The organism is Shewanella sp. CG12_big_fil_rev_8_21_14_0_65_47_15 (assembly GCF_002783505.1).
GTDB lineage: Bacteria > Pseudomonadota > Gammaproteobacteria > Enterobacterales > Shewanellaceae > Shewanella.
The window spans coordinates 1-21,649 of the sequence record NZ_PFGL01000051.1; the positions used below are offsets into that span (position 1 = coordinate 1).

Consider the following 21,649-nt stretch of genomic DNA (forward strand, 5'->3'; position numbering starts at 1 on the left):
TGCGACCGAAGCAGGTCGCGTCTAGCAAGTATTTAGGATGAGGGGCAAAAGGATGGCTTTATCTTGTTCCTGCCGCAAAGCGGCTTCGTTCAACAATATCAACAAGACCATCACCATTCATATCCGCTGCAGTGACAATGCGATCAGGAATAACGGGGACGTTATTAAGTTCAAGTATGTTAGTACGCTCATCGTATTTCACTCCCGTCGAGAGATAATTACCACCTAACGATGAAATTTTGATATGTAATACATTATTGATTGATTTATAAGGGTCTATAATGCCATCACCATCGACATCGAAATTTAGACAATTTCTTACACCTATAACGCCACCTACAAACCGACAGGCAGAACTTAATGTAAGATCATTTTGACCGACTAAATCTTGTTCTGCATTAGTGTTATATCCCATAAAATCAGGGCTACCGTCTCCATTAAGATCACTGTAACCAAGAATTTTTCCGATCCACACTTTACTATCGAATAGCTGGTTTCCACCAACTAATAACTTACTGGAAATAATTTTATTAGCGCTATCCTCCCATTTAAATTGAGTCAAAGGCGCGCAACTGCTATCTAACGAACATAATTCAATTGACTCAATAATACTACGATCACTAAAGTCACTCGTTTTATATAAAATATTATAAGTAAAAACCTCAGTGTCATTTACTCTTGAAAAAATACTTCTTAACCTTCTTTGGGTAACATATTCACCACCAGAATAAAATCCTTTACTCTTATCTGCTCGATTTTCATAAATGAATTCCACAACTCTGTCACCTTTAACCCCGCGGCTTCCGGTATAAAATATTGTATTTAGCAAGTGCTCTCCATTGACACTTGTATCGTACTCAAAGTCAATCGTGTTTACGCCATTAGAATGCGACTCTTGAGTCACCTTCCAGCTTAATACAGTACTTAAACCGCTCGGCACAAAGCGGCTATTAGCATTTGTACCATAGGTTGCCGAATTTCCATCTGGTTTATAGACGGTAAAACTGCTGTTACTGTCATTAATATTGCCGTGCTGGACCACTTTAACGAAGGAGTCCATCTCAGTGCGATATTCGGTATTACTTGTGCCATAGGTGCCATTAATGGCAATCAAACGCTGACCATCGAGACACAACCTATCGGTCGAGGCATTGAAGGTTACTGCGCGGGTAAAACCATCTTGAGCAAAGGTTGCACCACAACGACTAATGCTTGAGCCCGCATTAAGTGACCAACCCACACCTAAAACGCCATTACCACTCTGGGAGTTATAGCTGAGTGATACTGAAGGTTGAACGCCATTACGCCCCAGTGGTAAATCGATGGGAATGTGATAACTTGCCTGTCCGCCGGACACACCGGCTTGACCCTTAACCGCAGCCACACTTAAGTCAACGGTTTCTGCAGGTTCAATATCACTACCGCCCGCATCGGCAACCGTCACCCGCGATAGGTTTTTCCAATCACTGCCAAGCACGGGCAAAGTAACCTGAGTATTACTCGATAACTTCCAAGCACTGCACGCCGTTGAGCAAGCTCGCACTTGATACTGATAGGTGCCAGAAGCCAGTCCCGACAACGCAAAGTTTGTGGCCGTTCCAGAATACTTAGTGACCCATGCGCCACTGTTAACGCGCTGCTGTAATTCATAACGCGCAGCGCCACTGACACTCGACCAGGAAACACTGAATGCTCCAGTTGCATTGGTTGCAGGAACAAAGATAGAAGCTGGAGCCGAGGGGGTTGTCGGCACCGAAGAACTGCCAACGAGAATCGAGGGACTATAAGCGCTGCACAATGAACCTTTGCAGGCATTGATGCGGTAATAATAACCTGAGAGCGTTTTACCCGATAAATTGATATAGCGTGCACTTGTCCAGCCAGAACATGCCGTACCAGTACCATCATCGAGTGCAGGGGCCAATGCCATTGACATCGATGATACACCACCATCGGCATTACCAAGCCCACTATAGACACTGCCCCATGTACTACCGTTGGTAGATTCTTGGATATTAACGGCAGTGACTTCACATCCTATATACCAATGTAAATCAATCGTGGAACTTGATTTGCTACCACTAAGGGAAGGCGTATCAGGAAGCAGCGCCGCCTCACTCGGTGCCACGCAAACCAGTCCAAATAGCAATATAAAAGCGGCAAAAGATGAGTTACGGTGCTGTGTCCATAGCGGCAACATGGCATTCCCTTTAGTTTAAGTTCCTATTTTTGTCAAATGACAATACAAAAATAAATACATTATGGCAACATAGAGTAAACACTTTATTTTATTTTTGAAATCGGGGGGGAGGTAATCATGTTCTCTCATCGAGAATGAGCGGATTATTTTTAAGACGCATTACCGCTATGCCAAGGCAACGATGGTTTAACCATCCTATTGCCTTGGTACATTTACACTCCAATGGCGAAATTGAGTAACGCTAACTCAGCGGTATTATGTTCCAACTCTTTGGGGCAAAAGCTTTTAGCTAAACGAACAGCTAGAGGGTTAGTTAGATTGACATTGTTGCAACAGTGACCTTCTAAAACAGGGATGTTTTAGTAGCGCCCTCAAGGGCGCTGCTTGTGAAATAAAGGGGCGGGCCTTCTGTGTCTGAAAAGCATCATAGCCAACCTTTCTGTCTGGCGATACGCGCCGCATCGATCCGATTGCTGGCATTGAGTTTGGCGATAGCTTCCGATAGATAATTGCGCACTGTACCTTCGGCAATAAACAGGGTTTCGGCAATCTCTGCGGTGGACTTGCCTTCGCTGGCAAGGCGTAGTGCGCGGCGTTCTTTATCGTTGAGTGGATCGATATCGCCTATGGCCATCATGGCAAGCTCAGGATCTATCACCCGTTTTCCCGCAATCACTTGTTGAATCGCATTGACTAAGGTTTCCGAAGGCGCATCCTTTAGCAGAAAGCCACCGACGCCCGCTTCAATGGCGCGTTTGATATAACCTGCACGGCCAAAGGTAGTGATCACTACCACTTTAGTGTGGCTTTGTTGATCTTTAAGCCAAGCGGCGAGTTCTAGGCCGGTGCGTCCCGGCATTTCTATATCCGTGAGTAGTAGATCAAAGCTCTGCTGTTTGAGTAAATTTAGCGCCTCATCGCCGTCACTGGCTTGGGTGATAGTAAATCCACCCGCGAGGGTTAACAGGGCTGCGAGGGCGCCACGGACCATGGATTGGTCTTCAGCCAGTAAAATCTTCATTAAGTTGCTTCTCCCAGCAGAGGTAAACTGACGCTAAAGGCGTATCCTTGGTCGAGATTGTAGTTCAAGCTGCCGCCTAGGCTGTCTAAGCGTTCGCGGATCCCTGTGAGTCCATTGCCTTCGACCAAGGGTTTAGGTGTCGCATTGTCTTTGACCTCAACTAGTAGCTGATCGGCTTGTTTATCAAAGGCAATATAACATTCACTGGCACCGCTATGGCGGAGAATATTATTCACCAGTTCGGTGAGGATCAAGCCCAGTTGGCTCTCCATTCTGGTGGGCAGTTTAGGGATCTCACCATAGAGTTCGACACATAATCCTTTATCCCTTAAGGATTTACAAAGCTGGGTGACGCAACTCTCTAACCCTTTGTGCTTGTAGTCTGAAACCGTATGACGAATTTGACTCAGGCTTTCCCTTGCGATTTGCCCCAGTTCAATCAATTGAGTCGAGGCGAGTTCATATTCTTGTTTTGCGATGAGTTTTTCGGCTAACTCGGCCTTAAGGGCAATGGAAGATAAGCTGTGACCCATGATGTCGTGTAGATCCCGCGCGATACGCTCCCGTTCGAGCATAGTGGCTAAGGTGCTAATTTCTTGGGAACTCTGTTGAGCTTGTAACTTATGTTGATAGCGCTTGCGTTCGGCCAAGCCCAACATACCGACACCGAGCACCAGTGCCGAGCCGTAGAGGGGGAAATAGAAATTTCCAAAGTGACACACCTCATTTAAGCCAAATAATAAGCCCACTAGGCTGAGCAGGAAGAATATGCTGGATTTGAGTGGGTAAAAGAAACCGATAAAAAAGCCCGCAAAGGTGAACAGTGAAATAGAGCCAGGGTTGATGGGAGTAATGGCGGTTCCGATAAGCACCATCACCAGAATGGGTTTATAGGCGCTGCGATAGTTGCATTTATAGGCCCAAAAGTAGCTGGCAATAAAGGGAATAAGCACGGCTAAACTTAAGGCAATTTTCCATAAAGGATAGGGGCTTAGAAACAAAGGGATAAGATAAAATGCTAAATTTATCAGATAGATCCACGCAATTTTCCGCTCAATCTGAAGGGGTGTGCTCGTCATAGCGCCTCTGTGAAGCTGTACTGGTTGTTGGATTATCTGCTTCGATTCATTTCAATTAGGGATTGGCGCCGTGTTCAGCGCCTAGATCCCCGTTTGCTAATGTGGCTATTTTGCACTTACTTGCTGATTTTGTTGAAGCAAAAACTTAGCCCAACCGTAATCCGCTTGCACTTTTAGCGCCTGTTGCCAATCTTCAATCGCGCCTTGATTATCGCCAAGCTCCTGTTTCGCGAGTCCTCGCCAGGTATAGGCTTCGGCCTCACCCCAGCAGATGTTATCGCAGGGACCGGCGAATCTTTCTATTGCTGTGCTAGCCAAGGTCTTCGCATTTTGCATGCTGCCGCCAAAGAGGGCGGGAGTATTATAGGCGGCAATGGCCTTGACGAGGGCGACTCTTGGGTTTTGTGGCTCTAGCTGCTCGGCGCTAGCGATGGCCTTGGCGGATTTAAAACCTAACACGGCGCCTTTAGTGGTGTCTAAGGCGATTTGCATTCCATAGACGGAGGACAAAAGCGCTAGGGATTCGGCATTCGCTTGGCTGTCCTGTAATGCTTCCAGTGTGGCTTGGGCCGCCGTCAATGCACTGCCAGCAAGGGACTTTTGCCCCATCACATTGGCACTGATGGCGAGACGATAGTTGGCATAGGCTTGATCATAGTCTTGGGTGCTGGCACTCAATTGCTGCAATTTAGCGATATTCATCGAATTGGCGGCGGCATCAATGTGGGTGATATTGGGATTAGATACAGCAGCCAGTGCGGGCGCAGCGATTAAAGTCAGGCTAGAGATGAGGAGTAATGCTTTCATGGTATTTCCTTATTGAGTCAGTTTCCCATTGCTTGGGTACGGACTCATTATCAGCAATGCCATAGATGAAATGCAGACACAAAGGTCATCACTTAAGCATGACAAATGTCATCGGTTGAGCAAATCCTAAGATCAGATAGCAAAACACCGGAATAGCTCCGGTGTTTTGTGTATTGGCTCTGGTATTTATACTAAAGCTTGTGTGCTCGCTTGGCTGACTAAGTAACTCATATAGCCTAAATAGCTGAGTAACAATGCCGCACCCCTGCGACGGCCTATCTGATAACCAGACCAGGCGAAGGGTAAAACCACGACGGTCAGTGCCAGCATAACGATAAAATCTAGGGGTTGGAAACCTAGCCCTGATACTGGATGCACTATCGCAGTCACGCCCAGAATACCTAATATATTGAACACATTGGAACCAACAATATTACCGATAGCAATATCGCTCTGGCCCTTAAATGCGGCGATAACTGAGGTGACTAATTCCGGCATGCTCGTGCCAATCGCAACAATGGTTAGGCCGATAATCACTTCGCTCACGCCGAAAGTCTTCGCTAAATCGACGGCGCCATTTACAAATAGCACCCCGCCACCGACAAGCATACTAATACCGATGGCGATGAATAGCAGGGAGAGCAAGGGGTTTTTAGGGCCTTCTTCGATGACTTCGCCATCAGCATCCGTAGTGTTTTTGGAACTGATATAGCTAAACACTAAGTAACCCACCAGTAGCGATAACAGCACAGCGCCATCGATTAGGCTGAGTTCGCCATCGAGTAATAACCCCCAAAACAGCATCGAGGCCAAGATCATCAAGGGAATATCACGTTTTACCATTTGAGATTGCACTTCGATAGGACGGATCAGTGCGGTAATTGCGAGGATTAACCCTATGTTGGCGATATTCGAACCGATCACGTTACCTAGCGCGATACCACTGTTGCCAGCGAGGGCCGATTTGACACTGACCGCTAATTCGGGGGCACTAGTACCAAAGGCCACAATGGTTAAGCCGATAACGAGCGGAGTGATACCTAGGCGAAGGGCGATAGAACTCGCGCCGCGAACCAATGCTTCTGCGCCTAAGGTTAAAATAATAAAACCGCCAATAATTGAAAGTGCAATTAGCATTTTAGGACTCTGTTAAACCTTGATTAAGTGAATAGGGATCGGGATGGGGTATCCTAATCGACAGGCGTACATAATACGTGTTTTTGTCACAGTTTGACAGAATATGTCATAAAAAAGCACGCCCTTAAGCGTGCTGCTTTAAAATCTGTAACGACACTCGCCATCCTACTGTTTCAGATGAGTTATTTCTTTGTTATCTCATCTTCCCAACAGACTTGGGCACCACGAATGCCATCAACACGCTCACTAAAAGCCTTCTCAAGCACATGGCGTTTGATTTTTAGGGTGGGAGTCAGCACGTCATTCTCAATCGTCCAAGGATCGTTAACCACGACTATCGCATCCACATGTTCGTGGGATTCTAAGTGTGGATTAACACTATCTAATGTCGTTTTTAGCGAGGCGCGAACTTCTTCGCGGGCCTGTAGACCCGCCCCTTCGGAGAGTTGCACTAAAGCGACAGGATGGGGCAGGCCAGAACCAATCACACAAATTAATTCCACATGGGGATCCTGTGCTAATTTACGTTCGATAGGCACGGGGGCGACATATTTACCCTTAGCAGTTTTGAAGTTGTCCTTCACTCGACCGGTAATAGTCACGCAACCATCGGCATCGATAGCACACAGATCGCCGGTGTGGAAAAAGCCATCGGCGTCGAAGGCCGCCGCTGTGGCTTCGGGTTGTAAATAGTAAGCCGTCATCAAACCTGGACTCTTAATCAATAACTCGCCATCTTCACCCTGACGGATATAGCAGTCCTGTACTGGTTTACCTACAGTGCCAATTTTACGGACATCGAAGGGGTAGTTGATAATGGAATAAGCACAGTTTTCCGTCATGCCCCAGGCTTCACAAATATCGAGGCCAATGCTGTGATACCAGTGGATTAAAGAGGGCGGAATGGGCGCCGAGCCAGAACCCAATAAGCGGCAATGGTTGAGTCCTAATCCTTTGTGGATTTTGTATTTAACTAAGCTGCTGATGAGTGGGATCTTCAGCAATAGATTGAGCTTGCTGACGCCAATTTTATCGATAATGTTTTTCTGGAATAGGCTCCATAAACGTGGCACCGAGAAAAAGACCGTTGGCTTAGCTCGCTGCACATCTAAGACGAAGGTGTCGAGATTCTCGACAAAGGCGACAGTGCTGCCCGAATAGAAGGATGAACCTTCAATCGCCACCCGTTCGGTGATGTGGGCTAAAGGCAAATAGGACAGCAGGCGGTCGTCGCCATCGGTACGCAGATCCCGCACTACCGCCTGACAGGTCCAGCCATAGCTGGCGAAGGTTTGGATCGCACCTTTGGGTTGGCCCGTAGAACCTGAGGTGTAGATAAGTGTCATCACTTGATCCGCCGTAGGCAATGGCGTCTCAATCAAGGGATGACCCATATTGAGCAGTTGTTCCCACTGATATTGGGCTGGCATTGTCTCATAGGGCATGGCAAGGCGTAGCAACTCGCCGCCAACACCTGCTTCTTGATCGGCCCAATGATCGAGTTTGCCAAGGAAAATGGCTTTAGCGCCGCTGTGTTGCAGCACATAGCGAATGGTATCTGTGTTGGCCGTCGGGTAAATTGGCACACTAATATAACCGCCATGCATTAGGGCAAGATCCGTGATAAACCACTCTGCACAGTTTTTAGAGAGCACGGCAATTTTATCGCCAGGTTCTAAACCTAAGTGGCGCAGGGCTCCGGCGAGTTGTTGTACTTTTTCTTGCACTTCACCCCAAGTGAAATCGAGGTATTGGCCCTTGATGGGTTGGCGTAAATAAATGTGATCCCCACGTGTCTTAGCCCAGTGCGCCAGCATTTCAATTGGCGTCTTAATCGCTGTATCCATTGGCAATTTCCTGTTATTTATTGTTATTTTAACCCATCATTCTAGGTGCCCAGTATGGCGAGTTTTGCGGGGCCGCGCAAATAGTTTGCGAGCTTGTAAACTCCTGAATCGGAGTACTCAGTATGAAAATAAGATGGAGTTGAAATGCGGCCACTCACATTTCAGATCTCACATTTTAGACTCACTCGGGGAGAGCATGCGTTCCAGCATCGTTAGGCTCTGCTCAATATTGAGTTCGGCCAAGTGGGTTAAACAGGTTTGGATCGGCTGCGAATGTTGAGAGTGGATAGGCAATGAGAGTCTATCGCGGATGATTTTATAGTCTGAGTATTGCGCTTCAGTATCGATTTGGCTTACCGAATACTGGCCTAATTGACTTAGGGCAAATTGAGCATCAAAGCAGAGCACTTCATCGTTAAGTAAAGTGGCCAAGGACAGCAGTTGGTTCCATAGGGTTATTTGTTGTGTATGGCTGCCAATCTGTTGGTAAATCTTGCAAAATTCTGCCAGTAAATATAACCCTTTAGCGTCACTAGCCCTATGACAGTAGACCTGTAGCTCGTCGTAAATCTGGGCCGCTTTGTCGGTAATATCTATCCCCAGATTGAATGACAAGATCATTTCCAACGCCCTAAATTCCAGTTGGTGGTGACTCTGGGTTAATTTCATCCGCTGGAGAGCCTCGAGTGCGTAGGCATTTTGCCCTTTATTCACTAAGGCCTTAAACCAGATTTCTAATAACCGAGAGCGAATGGAATACTTAATATCTTGCCTTAGTCCACTCTGTATCTGCTGCATTAACCCAGCATAGTCGCCTATGTTAAGTAATTGATGGCTGGACTCTAGCCAGTAAACGCTCTCGATCAGTTGAGAGTATTTCCCTGCGCTCGGATTGGCGAGAAGCTCGCCGATCGTAGGCGATATAGCATATTGATCATTAAGATTATTTCGTTCATTTCGCCGCTCAGGCGCGAGTTGCTGATATAACGAGGAAGCGGTCATATTCTGTTGTTGCCAGCGTTGTAAGCGAAAGGTATTGATCCAAGGCTGCAATGCGGGCAGAAGATAAAGTTCATCCCTATGGCGATTGGCTAAGTTGCGCCAGTAAGTTATCTGCAATTGGCAGAAGCTAAGTGCCGTGTCGTGGTGTCCTCGATAGGCCTCCAGTAGGGCTAATTGATTGAATGCCTCCGCGACGTCCTCGTTTCCCACAATGAGCGAGGTATGTAATCTGCGCAGTAAACTCTGCTGCCAAGTCGTTATTGGCTGCCTGATGATAGGATCCGCTTGGATCAGCGGCTGGTATCGGCATTGTGGAACCTGTGTCTCTCGGATGACAGCTGCAACATGCGTCGCATTGTCTGTCATCGAATGAGTGTGGTGTCGCATCGGCATGGCGGGATCCTGAGACTGTTTTCCTAGAAAGCCTTTGTACCCTCTCGTATCAAAGGCGGGAACTGGCATATTTTACAGGTGAGCTTTGATGGGTTTGGGCTCGTTTATCCGTTGACGGATCCAACGCGCCTGAGTCTCTAGCATGGCTAGAATATTGTCTTTTGTTTCATATTGATGCCCCTCCTGTGGGAGTAAGAGTAATTCGCTATTAACACCATTGCTCTGCAGGGCCTGGAACATCAATTCGGATTGCAACACCGAAGTCCCAGGGTTTTGATCCTCTGTGCCATGGATCAATAGCACGGGCGCCGTGATTTGATTTGCCTGAAAAAAAGGTGAGAGTTGTTGATAAAGTTCGGGGATTTCCCATAGTGGGCGCTGTTCACTCTGAAAACCTATCGGTGTTAAGCTGCGATTATAGGCCCCACTTCTGGCGATAGCGCCCGCAAAGTGATCGCTCGTCGCTAGTAAACTTAAGGCGCTAAATGCGCCATAGGAATGCCCCATAAGGAACATGCGTGAGGTGTCTATTTGACCCGTTTTCTCGAGTGCTTCAATGGTTGCGAGTGCATTGAGACGCTGTTGTTCGATAAAGCTGTCATTAGGCTGCTCATCTTTACCTGTCACTATGGGGGCGTAGCTGGCGTCTAGGACGGCAACCCCTTCGAGTAAACCGACCAGCGGGCTGAGGGGTTCTATGAGAGTAAATTGCTGTGGACTCGATTTTCGCTGTTGTTGCTTGTGACTGTAATAAGATTTGGGATAGATCCAGATAATCACAGGCAGTTTTGCTGGCCCCGTATGCACGGGCAAGTATAGATCGGCGGATAGTTCGACCCCATCGGCTCGCGGGTAACTTAAGTGTTGTGGCACGGGCTTTACTGGCAATTCAGGACTGTGCCAATCATACAGAGGCGCCGAGACATTACCCGCCTGCCAGCGTTGTAGTATAGGTGCACGTTGGGCGGTTTCCGAGGTGATGATCAGGGTTTCCTGTTGATCCGTCACCCTGATATAGAGCGGTTTTTGGAGTGTATCGGCTGCACTTTGAAAGATGACAACCGCTGATTTTTTATTCAGATCATAGCGTTTTACGAAGGGGGATTGCCCTTGATCTGTCTGCCCAACGCCGGTGAGATACACACTGTTGTTGGCGTTAGCCACGGCATAGTCATAACCCAATGGACTCCTGATCACGGCGACTTGCCCTGGATCGGCATAGGTGTCCGTGTAGTCATATTGAATCAAATGAGTGGCGGCTTCCAGGGGGGCCTTACTGTCCCAGCTCCAGAGGCGTAATTGTTTCTGCTGAGCGTGAAAATCACTGTAGATGATCCGCCCTTGGGGGGTGACGCTCAACTCAAAAATACGCCAATTGGAGGTGAGCACAGGTTGTGCGGGGTGTGAAAAGGGTGCAGGCCAGATCTTGATGCTATCCCTTAGTGCGGTAGCGACTTTATTGCCTTGTTTTTCAATAGCCTCTATCCATATCAGGCTCGCGGGCGCCGATGGCAGCCAACTGAGTTTGCGTGCGCCAGCGGGAGCGGCATCGGCTTGCTTGGCCGTTATCGTATCGGCTGTTAATGTGGGGGCATTTGCCCGAACGTGCCCCGAAGCCAGCTCAATAACCTGATAATCGCGCGCCAAGCGGTTAAATTTGACCCCAGGATGCAGATCCTCGGCGAGTGACTGGAGTAATAGGTAGCGGCCATCGGGGGATACGCGCATGGTTTCTAACATAGCGGGCGCGGAGAGTATTCGACGGGTGCCATTGGCTTGGATAAGCACCGCCTGCTGACGGTTAAGCTGAGTGAATATTTTCCGCCGCTCTGGTGTGTCTAGCGCATCACGGTACAGGCGCACAGCCTCGGTATCGGAGGAGCGTTTGAGTATCGGCACGGGAGCCGAAATGGGGTTCACTTGGGAGAGGCTCGCTCTGACGATCACGGTTTGACCATCGGGAAGCCAGACTAAAGAATGCGCATTAAACTGGGATGACAGGGAAATATCGGACCAGAGTGACAGTGAGCGAGTCGCGATATGGTAACGCCATAGTGTTAGCGTTTGCTGCTGCTTCATGATCAAGGCGATTTGATCCGAATGGGGTGACCAACTGACCTCGACGACCTCGGTATTGGCGTCGGTCAATGGATGCCGATCCCGGGTTTGCAGATTAATAAGTTGCAAGGATTCGAAGATCTGAGTGTCCTTCTCCAGCGCGATCGCCGTGCTGAAGTTTTTCCCCACCGCAGAAAAATAGCTTTGGGGTGAGGCTGAGATTAATGTTGGATAGTGTTTAGCTTGCGCCATGACCAACCATTGCTGATCCGGCGCTTGCCAAAGGTGTTCCGGTCCAACCGACTTAAGCAGTGTTTCATATTGGGCCATCGAACTTGCTGCCTGCGCCTGAAAGACGCAGAGCAGCAGAGCAATAAAGCCCAGTCGGATGGGACCATATAAGCGTTTATTCATTGCGTAACGCCTTGATGGGGTCCGTTTTCAGTACTTGCCAAACGGGTAAAAAGCAACTGATCATACTGAATACCAGTAAAACCAGCAGGCTAAGTATCAGCTCATGCCAATAGAGAGTGAAATGCCATTCCGGCAGTGTGCGACTGTAGCCGATCACAAAATAAGCGAGGGAGAAGGCAAGCAGGCTAGCCGCAGCAATCGGGGTGGCCAGCTCCAGCAACTGGTGATGCAGGAGGCGAGTTTGGGTCGCGCCCATGGCGAGTTTGACCCCCAGATCGTAACGCCGCATACGCACCATATAGCTGACCATACCATTGATACCCGCGAGGACCATGATCAGAGAGACGAGCGATATCGCTGCAGCAATGCCTGCGGCAAAGCGTTGATTGCGAGAGAAATCATCAAATTGTGCTGTTACAGACGCAAACTGGACCAGATCGAGCCTAGGATCGATCTTCAGCAGTTCGGCATACATTTGTGCCTGGCTCAATTCGGTATAATCGGGCGTGACCTTAAAGAGCAAAGTGTCTGTGCGTTCCCCAAGGTATTGGCCTGGTAAAAATAACTCATCGCCCTCATAGCTCGCATCCCCGGGAAAGTTAGTGTTATTGACCACGCCGACAATCTGCAGCGCCACTTTATCACCCGTCATGATTTTTTGCCCTAGGGGATTACCCGTGAGCCTGCTGGCGAGCCTTTGGTTGATCAGTACGGGTTTGTGGGTGAGTGTCAAATCATCATAGGTAAAGAATCTGCCTTCGACCGTCATTTGATATAAGGGTAAGTAATGCTCATCGACGGTGATTATTCGGCTATTACTGATGCTCTCGCCTGCCTCGTTATACAAGGTATCCATGTTATAAGGTGATGGGATCCTTGGCTCGGAGGCGCGGCTGACTTGAAGTACCTCAGGTTTGCCCGCGAGCTGGAGTTGGATGGCTCGCTGCAGATTCACCCGCTCTTCTGTGGTTGGGATCGCCGCGTAATGGATAACCATGGACCAAAGATCGTCCGTCACCAGATTATTCGGCCTCAAGGCTTCGCTGAGGCTGGCCATCAAGACTTGGCTAGAGGCCGTCAGGGTCAGCACTGAGAACAATAGCTGTAAGCCGATCAGGCAATGGCTCATTCCCTTGGAGAGTTGTTTGCCCGTGCCTTTACCGCTGCTTTGTAGACTAGTTCTCAGCTGGTTTTCATCGATCGTTTTGAGTTCGATATAACTGAATATTAAGGCAATGATTAATGATATGCCTAAGGCAAACAACAACATATAAACGCTCAAGCCCATAGCATCGAGTCTCGGTAACACGCTGGCGCCTAAGGTTTGGATCGCATCGAATGTCAGTTGTGTCAGTAACAGGGCGAGCAGGGCTGCACTACCGATAACCAACAGATTATGTTGAAATATTTCCTTAAATAACTGACGCTTAGTCGCACCAAAGACGTAACTGATCGCCACCGATTGTACCCTTCCAACGGCCCGGGCTAATTGTAAATTGCCTAAGTTGATCAGGGCGATGAGTGTCAGCAAAATAACCCCTGCGACTAGCATTAAGATAATGTTACTGCTATCACCGCGAATGGCGGAGGTAAAGTCCTGTAGTCGTGCTGAGATCGGATATTCCTTGACGATATCCGGGGTATTTTGCTGTGCCGCGGCCGCCATCAGTATGCCAGCTTGCTCACTGGCCTGTTCAAATGTGATGCCGGATGCAAGTCTCGCTAGGGCTTTCACTCCCCCGGAATAACCGCCGAAGGTCTTAGGATCGAGTTGCTCATCCATATCCATGGGCAGCCAAATGGCACTAGCAACATCGGTTTTCTGTGGTAAAACCCAGTTATCCGGTGTGACGCCTATGATGTTAAAACGGCGTTGATTCAGTTGTATGCTCTTGCCTATCACGGCGGGATCACCTGCAAAATGGCTTTGCCACAGCTGATAACTGATCACTGCTGAGGGTTGTTTATTACCTAAGTCTTCATTCGCATTGAAAAAACGTCCGAGTACAGGCTCAACTTGTAATACTTCAAACACATTGGACGATCCCATGTAAACGGGTACTATCGGACGATTGGGATCGTCATACAGCTTATATTCGCTCCAACTAAAATAAATGGCCAACTGGGAAAATGGGCTATTTTTTTGCTGTAACGCTAGCAGATTTTGGGTATTAGTGCCGGGCATGTCCTGCCCTTGATACTTTAAGCTTCCTTCCAGATAGTAGAGGTCATCCGATTCGCCATAGGGTAAAGGTTGCAGATAGGCGACGTCTAAAATGCTAAACACGCTAAACACCATAGTTAGGGTTAACGCTAGGCTGAAGACCACTGTGAGGTAATAGTGTTTGGCGCGCTGCAACTGCCGAGCTATTGCCGCCAACATGCAGGGATTCAGCTTCATTATCATGCGACTTGCTCCACTGCGATATTTTCAACCACAACTTGACCGTCGAGTAAGTGAATTTGTCGTTTTGCCATCTGAGCGTAGCGGGCGTCGTGGGTGACTAAACAGATAGTCGTGCCCTGGGCGTTGAGTTCGGCCAATAATGCCATCACAGCATCGCCATTTTTCGAGTCCAAATTACCCGTCGGTTCATCGACCAGCATAATGCCGGAATCGGCTGCCAATGCTCTGGCGATGGATACTCGCTGCTGCTGCCCGCCTGAGAGTTGATTGGGAAACAGCTGCGTCTTATCGGCGAGGCCGACTTTATCTAGACATTCGCGCGCTCTGGCCTGCCGTTGTTTTAGGCTGTCGCCGCGATACTTAAGTGGTAAGGCGACATTATCTAAAACGGTATACTCGTCAATTAAGTTAAAAGATTGAAACACAAAGCCAATACGCCTACTGCGTATCGCCGCTCTTTGATCGGCATCCATATCGGAAACTAAGAGCCCATCGATATAGTATTCACCCGAGTCCGGTGTATCGAGTAGGCCAAGAATATTGAGTAAGGTCGATTTACCACAACCGGAAGGACCTGAAATGGCGACATATTCGCCTTCCTTCACCGTGAAGCTGACACCCTTGAGCACTTGGCTGTGTTGCTGACCCGACATAAAAGTTTTTTGAATTTGTGTGATTTTCAATACATCCGTTTTCATGTGAAATCCTTATTGGGTCAATTGTATTTGGGTGACATCGGCATCGATGGCGAGGGCGGAAACGATAATTTTTTCACCCGCCTGCAGGCCAGAGATCACCTCTATGCTATTGCCTGCAATTTTGCCAAATTGCACTTGTACCCTACTGGCCTGATGTGGGTTATCTAACTTAAACACGGTCAAGCGGCTATCTTCGGCTACCCCTTGGGGTTTACTGACAAAATTCACTTGACCACGGCTCTTGCCATAGATTACCGCGTCGACCATTTGCATGGGCCGAATATCTGCCGAGAGCGCCTCTGGTAGCTTGATATCGACACTGACAGCGCCATCGGCCACCACGGGATCGATACGGATCACTTGGCCACTGACTATGCCGTGACGAGTGTCAATGTCGGCCATGGCGCCATGTTGCACTAGTTGGATCTGCATTTGGGGTACCTTGATCTCGGCGAGTAGAGGCGACAAGCTGCCTACGAGGGCGAGTTCATCACCCACATTTACACTCTGCCCTAGGCTGATGGGTTGGCGTTGTAGTACACCCTTAATGCCCGCCCTGACGATAAGCTGATCGTGTTGGTATTGGGCGGCGTGAAATTCGGCCTCTGCCTGTTTTATGGCCTCATCTTGGATGGACAAGTGTTCTCTATGCACATCGCGTAACTTACTCAATTTTTCATGTTCTAGTGTGAGCCTTTCATTGAGTTGATCCGCCTTTAAGCGGCTGCGGCGCATATCCATGGCGGAGATGATCCCTTCATTCGCCAATGGCGCCTCTGCCTCTACTTGCAGATTGGCCATCTCGGCATCGGCCTTCAGTTCGGCTAAACGAGAGGCTTGCTCTAGTAGCTCTCTTTGCTGCTCTAGCATGAACTTGCGTTTAGTGGTGCGACTGTTTTGAAGGGTCGCCTCAGCCTGTTGTAGGGCATTATCTAATTCAGGATTCTTAAGGGTGAGTAATACGCTATCGGCCTCAACTATGGCACCGGGCCGGAGTTTGATCTCATCTACTATGGCAACACTGCTGGCGGTAATGAGGCGTTGGTTTTGCGATAGCAGGCTGCCATAGCCCGTGACCTTTTGGCTGAACTCACCACTCTGCACCGCCGCGATGGAGACGTGCTTAGCCTCAATAAAATGGCTATTACTCGCAAAACCTTGGCGCCAACCACTGATCAATAACAGGCTTGACAGTACAACTATGCCAGCGTAAACCCGCTGACTTGTGATCCAATTCATATGTAACTCCTTGTTAGGCAACCCGATGTACATTGGATAATATGGACAAATCTATCACCCTGTCTGCGGCGGCTATGGTTTCTTGTCTGTGGGCGACACTGATGCGCGTAATGTGTTTTTGCTTTAAATATTGATTGACCTTGAGTTCGGTAGCCGCATCTAGGTGGCTGGTGGCCTCGTCAAGGAAGAGTATTTTGGGTTGAGTGTAGAGAGCTCTAGCGAGCAGGATCCTTTGTTTCTGCCCCCCCGATAATGCACTGCCTAGGTCGCCGACTTGTGCATGCAACCCCATAGGCATGGCTTGAATTTCATCCCAAATGGCCGCACCTTTGATGGCTTCTTTGATCTTTTCCATATTCGGTGTCGGCTCGAAGAAGCAGATGTTTTCGAGTAGGGAGCCATTAAACAGCTGATCGTTTTGCATGACAGTGGCGCAGTTTTGCCTAAATTGGCGTAAGCCAATATTCTTGATCGGCATATCATCGAGTAAGACTTCACCGTGCTCGGTCTGGATCAGGCCGGTCATGATTTTCAATAAGGTTGTTTTCCCCAATCCAGAGCGACCAATAATCGCCACCGATTCGCCAGCATCGACATGAAAATTCAGTTCGGTAAACAACCAAGGCTGTGCCTTGCTATAACGGAAATGAATATCTCTCACTTCAATTCTGCCTCGAATATGAGAGATATTGAGCGGTAAACTTGGGAGTTCCTGCTCCGTGGGTTGCATGACGATGTCAGACATTCGACGTAAGTAAGTGCCTGCAATTTTGAAACGAAATAAGTTATCGACTAAGGATTGCGCACTGTCGGCAAACTGTTGTCTATAAGCGAGAAAGGCGAGAAACATTCCTAAACTGAGGGATTGTTCAATAATGAAATGTGCGCCGATTAACACAATTAGTAGGTATTCTAACTTACCGAGCACATTCTGAAAGACGTCGGTGGTGATGATGATTTTTTCGCGTTTAATGCTAGCGTTGAGTGAATCGGCATACAGATTCATCCAATGAGATAGGCGATTATTTTCCTTGGCAAAACATTTAATTGGCATGATGGCGCGTATGGTTTCAATAAAGTGACTATTCTCTTTGGCATGCTTACTTAATGATTGCTCCAGATGTTCATTCTCTTTATGGGTGAGAAGAAATCGGCCCAGATAGAGCACGAGCAAGAAAGCAATAGAGACGAAGGCGAGCGAACTCTGGTACTGAAACATGATGCAGATAGTGGTTACACTGAGCAAACCATCGACCAGCGCAGTAATAAAACCTCGACTAATGAGCCGCTGAACCTCGCTAAACGCCTCAAAGCGAGATTTGATATCGCCGACATGGCGGCTTTCAAAGAAGCTTAAGGGCAAGTGGAGTAAGTGGCGTTGAATATTGGCTTTGACTTGGAAACTGAGGCTCTTATCCAAATACATGATCGCGGCAGCCCGTATGACCTGGGCCATGGACGAGAGAAGGAGGACCAACAAAAATCCCACAAAAACAGACCATAAAATACTCGTCTGCCCGACATTAATCCCTTGGTCGATCACGACTCGAATGTAATAGGGCGAGATCAGCAAAAGGGCCTGTAGTAGCAAGGCAATAAAGAAAATTTTCCCAAGGGATAGCCAGAGTCCATCGACTCGACCAATGAATTGCCGTAGTGGAACCTTGATCCTTTCATCTTTTTGGATAAATTCACTGGAGGGCACTAGCTCAATGACAATTCCGGTGAACGCCTCCGACACCTGATTCCAGTCCAGTTTAAGCTTACCCTTAGCGGGATCATGGATAGTGACCCCCTTACTAGACACTTCTGCAAGGGTGACAAAGTGATTGAAATTCCAGTGTAAAATAGCAGGTTTCTTGACTTTGGCTAACTGTCCGAGATCCAATTTAAGTACGCGTGCCGATAAGCCGATTTCACCGGCGATCGTGATGATTTGTTTGACCGTAATGCCATGCAACCCCGTCGGATATTTTTGGCGCATGGCGAGCATATTAGTTTTAAAACCATGGTAGCAGGCGGCCATGGCGATACAGGTGATGCCGCATTCGGCAACTTCACTTTGCAAATAAACGGGCAGCTTTTGATGACCAAATTGTATGTAATCGGATACTTGCATCTTAGGACTGGCTCAGTAACTTAAAGAAATTATCCCGTCTAACCGAGAGTTCTAACTCGGCCGTAACATTCGGCGTCAAAATGGCTAAGTCGTAAGGGGGCGCTAGACGGATGCCGATATTGAGACGATTGTTCTGGTAGGGGCCTATGATGGAATGAATCATCCCTGATGCCCGCTTGGTACCGGCTTGCAGCACTACCGTTTGGCCAGGTTTAAAACGTTGTGGATCCGCTTCGATTAGCCAGAAAAAGTAAATATTTTCGGGATTGTGCCGCAGGATTTTGGCGAGTGGTTGAAATGCGGGCACTGCAGTTCCCGCGGTGATGTTAGCAAAATAGTAGCCCGCCTCGGGGCTGAGGAGTACGTCAATTTCCTCGACTCGGCTGTCGGCTTTGAAAATCCGCACCTGACTAACGGCTTGTTTCGCATTAACTGCACTACCATCTAAGAGCAAATGCCTATCTAAGGTAAGGGGGATTGGGGACACTAAGGGCAGGTAATTGGAGTCATGAACTGTGAGTTCATACTTTTGGGTGCTGACTAAGGGGTAGGAGATCACTAAGGCAAAAAATAGCCCTAAGGCGGCGACGAGTATGACCAAAGAGCGATTGAGCGCCAAGGGCTGCTCAATCACAGAATCTCCAAACTCTTGGGATTGATATTGATGTTTTAAGGCTTCCTTACGGAACAGCTTTAAATAAGACATGTTTAGGCCACTTCAATAATGGCAATATCGCGCGAATATTCGGGCTTGAGTTGCTTTTGTGCCTCCATGTAGCTGTGGGGGCAAGCCATTTTCCACGTATCTAAGCCAACAAACCCTTGGATCCAAGTGCTAAATACTTGGTTATTCACTTCTAAACTGCCATCTGGATTGATTTTCCCTATCACGTTGCCAGCATCTTGTAGGGCGACGGTACACTTGTTCAGGGCTCCATTCGCTCTGATGGCGAGGGAATTGGGCTTAGCCGCGTAGCAGATATAATGTTTATCATTGGGCTTGGGATAATATTTTTGCTGTAATTGCGCCGCAACTTGCCGTGGTTTACCCGCATCGAGTAAAGGTTGGAGTTGGCTTTGGTTATTGCCTCCAAGATCTTCAATGGCTTTAAAGAAGAGGCTGAAACGTGGATCTTGGGCGAGTTCGAGTGTAAAGAGATCGCAGAATTCAAGTACACTTTGTTGGTTAAAGGCGGTGACGTGTATGCGTAGGGTGATGTGGAAATCTAAGTCGGTTGCGGCGGCGGCGAGTAAGCGTTCCCATATTTTGTCGAAGCTGCCACGACCACTGCGGGTTAATCGGGTTGTGTCATGGTGATCTTTCGCGCCATCAATAGAAATTTGAAATCTATTTTGTTTGAGTGCGACTAAGGTGGTTAATGTTTTCACATCCAGCAAGGAACCATTAGTGGTGATATCACCTAACAATTGGCAGTCATATTGTTGTGCTAAGTCGTAGGCAAATTGTGCAATATCGAAGACAATTTTTTTAGCAACTAAGGGCTCGCCACCAAACCAGCTTAAGTTCAAGTGCTTTAAGTGGGGGATTTTTTTAGATAAGAATGCTTTAGTTGCATCGATTAACCATGGTTGCATATTTCCTATGGCAAAATCTTCATAGCAATAAACACATCTGAAATTGCATTCCTCCGTTGGAAATAATATTAAATGAAAAATATCGGGCATGAGTGATGCCTTTAATTCTTTTTTACTAAAACCATTAATATTATTCATAGGAGTTCCATTATTGATGTAAAGCCCGAAGGTCGGGCTTTGATGATCTAAATATTTTTAATGAGTCTGGTGGAAGTTGATAACTACACCAGACCCTAAAATATTATTGTTGAGCTTGTTTGCCACAACCGAAGTTAATAACAATGTCTTCTTCTTCTGTATCTTCTGGATTGGTACCACCAGCAATCAAGTCTTGCAGCTCAACACTGACATCTAAATCGCCATTTGAGTTTAGTTTGATTTCTTCAGCCTTGATGTTTTCTAATTTTTTAGACATTTTGTATCTCCATTTAGTAATGATTTGTTCTTAATGAACGCATTCATTATTGAGGTAATTTATGTCATTCGTCAGCTGTCAGATATCACAGGTTTGCTATTTTTTATATCAAGATTCGGCATATCTATTATCTTGATCTTCTAGTTCACAGAGAAAGCTTTCTGCATCGATAAAACCACCAACAATATCATCTAGCTCGGTAAGGGAGGTGATTTCAATAAATCCCTCAATCGTTTTGATCGCCTTAATGGGCTCATTTTTCTTGATGGGTTCAAACATGGTGACTCTCCATTATGCATCGTGGCACAAACGCCTAGTTTTGTAGGTTATCGATGAAAATATAGCGATAACTTTTATGTGACTTTTTTGTTTTTATTGTGACTAAATGCTAAATCAAACCTAAAATCATGCATTTAGATATAGCTTGCTGTCGATTGACGCTTTCGGTCTTTTCAATGCAATTAGCTAGGTGGAAATTGACAGTGCGTTCCGATATTTTGAGGATCTGACTCATTTCCCAGGATGTCTTACCTTCTGCGGCCCAATTCAGACATTCCTTTTCTCGTTTGGTTAACTGAATATGGCGTGTGGTTGATGAGTCACAGCGTTTATATGCAGCATAGATATAGGTTGATAGTATTTGCCAATACCAGCTTATTTTTTCGATAATATTGATATTAGTCATATCTTCATTAATACCGAGCATAATGCTGGCTGCGTCTAAACCTAAAGTTTTAATGGGGATGATTATGGTATTTAGTGGCACGCCCTGTGCAGCCAGATGTTCATCTTGGCCCGCATACCATTGGGGTCGATAGTGTTGTAAGTGATAACGCTTAATATCAAACTCTCCCAGCTGATGAGTTAAAGAGAGTGGTATATTCCCAACATATTTGACATCAAGAGATTTAATTAACAGACAGGACCAAGCATAGGGGGCATGCTTGGTCATGCTGGCTAGAGAGTCCCTAAGTTCGTCAATAGAATTTAGGGCCTCTAGCAAACGTATGGATTGCTCAATCCGCATGATGAACATCTAAGGTTACAGCTTGAATCCCCCCAGCGGTATCCTCTTTCAAGGGGTCTTTACAAAGAGGTCCTAAACAGAGGATATCCACTAAAGGATCATTATCATCGATAGCAAAGCTTGGGTGGCTATATGCAATCAGGAGCGAGAGTAAGATAGTGCTAAGGTTAAGTTTCGACATAATAAATTT

17 protein-coding genes are annotated in these 21,649 nt (G+C 47.3%); all 17 read right to left on the reverse strand.

The annotated features are described in order from the left end of the window. Positions 1 to 58: 58 nt before the first annotated feature. Positions 59 to 2,200 (reverse strand): SpvB/TcaC N-terminal domain-containing protein, encoded by a 2,142-nt coding sequence (locus COW15_RS14155; protein ID WP_293633168.1) that lies wholly within the window; start codon positions 2,198 to 2,200, stop codon positions 59 to 61. Positions 2,201 to 2,624: 424 nt separating this feature from the next. Beyond that, positions 2,625 to 3,221, reverse strand: coding sequence for a response regulator transcription factor (locus COW15_RS14160; RefSeq protein ID WP_293633169.1), 597 nt, complete (start codon positions 3,219 to 3,221; stop codon positions 2,625 to 2,627). Further along, positions 3,221 to 4,300: a sensor histidine kinase gene (locus COW15_RS14165; protein ID WP_293633170.1), complete on the reverse strand. Its 1,080-nt coding sequence runs from the start codon at positions 4,298 to 4,300 to the stop codon at positions 3,221 to 3,223. Before COW15_RS14165 ends, COW15_RS14160 begins: the two co-directional genes overlap by 1 nt. A gap of 105 nt (positions 4,301 to 4,405) precedes the next feature. Then, positions 4,406 to 5,107, reverse strand: coding sequence for a hypothetical protein (locus COW15_RS14170; protein WP_293633171.1), 702 nt, complete (start codon positions 5,105 to 5,107; stop codon positions 4,406 to 4,408). 186 nt (positions 5,108 to 5,293) lie between these two features. Beyond that, a complete protein-coding gene (locus COW15_RS14175) occupies positions 5,294 to 6,244 on the reverse strand; it encodes a calcium/sodium antiporter (RefSeq protein ID WP_293633172.1) in 951 nt (316 codons plus the stop codon). Between the two features lie 182 nt (positions 6,245 to 6,426). Further along, positions 6,427 to 8,091, reverse strand: coding sequence for an AMP-binding protein (locus COW15_RS14180; protein WP_293633173.1), 1,665 nt, complete (start codon positions 8,089 to 8,091; stop codon positions 6,427 to 6,429). Between the two features lie 168 nt (positions 8,092 to 8,259). Further along, the gene (locus tag COW15_RS14185) at positions 8,260 to 9,486 is read right to left on the reverse strand and encodes a hypothetical protein (RefSeq protein ID WP_293633174.1); all 1,227 of its coding nucleotides are present in this window, start codon (positions 9,484 to 9,486) and stop codon (positions 8,260 to 8,262) included. A gap of 72 nt (positions 9,487 to 9,558) precedes the next feature. Beyond that, complete coding sequence (locus tag COW15_RS14190) at positions 9,559 to 11,958, reverse strand: prolyl oligopeptidase family serine peptidase (RefSeq protein ID WP_293633175.1); 2,400 nt, start codon at positions 11,956 to 11,958, stop codon at positions 9,559 to 9,561. After that, the gene (locus COW15_RS14195; RefSeq protein ID WP_293633176.1) at positions 11,951 to 14,365 is read right to left on the reverse strand and encodes an ABC transporter permease; all 2,415 of its coding nucleotides are present in this window, start codon (positions 14,363 to 14,365) and stop codon (positions 11,951 to 11,953) included. Before COW15_RS14195 ends, COW15_RS14190 begins: the two co-directional genes overlap by 8 nt. Then, complete coding sequence (locus COW15_RS14200) at positions 14,362 to 15,063, reverse strand: ABC transporter ATP-binding protein (protein WP_293633177.1); 702 nt, start codon at positions 15,061 to 15,063, stop codon at positions 14,362 to 14,364. Before COW15_RS14200 ends, COW15_RS14195 begins: the two co-directional genes overlap by 4 nt. Before the next feature lie 9 nt (positions 15,064 to 15,072). Next, entirely contained in the window at positions 15,073 to 16,302 is a 1,230-nt protein-coding gene (locus COW15_RS14205; RefSeq protein ID WP_293633178.1) for an HlyD family efflux transporter periplasmic adaptor subunit, read from the reverse strand. 13 nt (positions 16,303 to 16,315) lie between these two features. Further along, complete coding sequence (locus COW15_RS14210; RefSeq protein WP_293633179.1) at positions 16,316 to 18,421, reverse strand: peptidase domain-containing ABC transporter; 2,106 nt, start codon at positions 18,419 to 18,421, stop codon at positions 16,316 to 16,318. Position 18,422: 1 nt separating this feature from the next. Then, positions 18,423 to 19,127: a hypothetical protein gene (locus COW15_RS14215; RefSeq protein WP_293633180.1), complete on the reverse strand. Its 705-nt coding sequence runs from the start codon at positions 19,125 to 19,127 to the stop codon at positions 18,423 to 18,425. A 2-nt stretch (positions 19,128 to 19,129) separates the two neighbouring features. Next, positions 19,130 to 20,155: a radical SAM protein gene (locus COW15_RS14220; RefSeq protein ID WP_293633181.1), complete on the reverse strand. Its 1,026-nt coding sequence runs from the start codon at positions 20,153 to 20,155 to the stop codon at positions 19,130 to 19,132. 103 nt (positions 20,156 to 20,258) lie between these two features. Further along, positions 20,259 to 20,432: a hypothetical protein gene (locus tag COW15_RS14225; protein ID WP_293633182.1), complete on the reverse strand. Its 174-nt coding sequence runs from the start codon at positions 20,430 to 20,432 to the stop codon at positions 20,259 to 20,261. Positions 20,433 to 20,540: 108 nt separating this feature from the next. After that, positions 20,541 to 20,711 carry a hypothetical protein gene (locus tag COW15_RS14230; RefSeq protein ID WP_293633183.1) on the reverse strand — a complete coding sequence of 57 codons (171 nt, stop codon included), beginning with the start codon at positions 20,709 to 20,711 and terminating at the stop codon, positions 20,541 to 20,543. A 109-nt stretch (positions 20,712 to 20,820) separates the two neighbouring features. Then, positions 20,821 to 21,459 (reverse strand): helix-turn-helix domain-containing protein, encoded by a 639-nt coding sequence (locus COW15_RS14235; RefSeq protein ID WP_293633184.1) that lies wholly within the window; start codon positions 21,457 to 21,459, stop codon positions 20,821 to 20,823. Positions 21,460 to 21,649 lie beyond the last annotated feature (190 nt).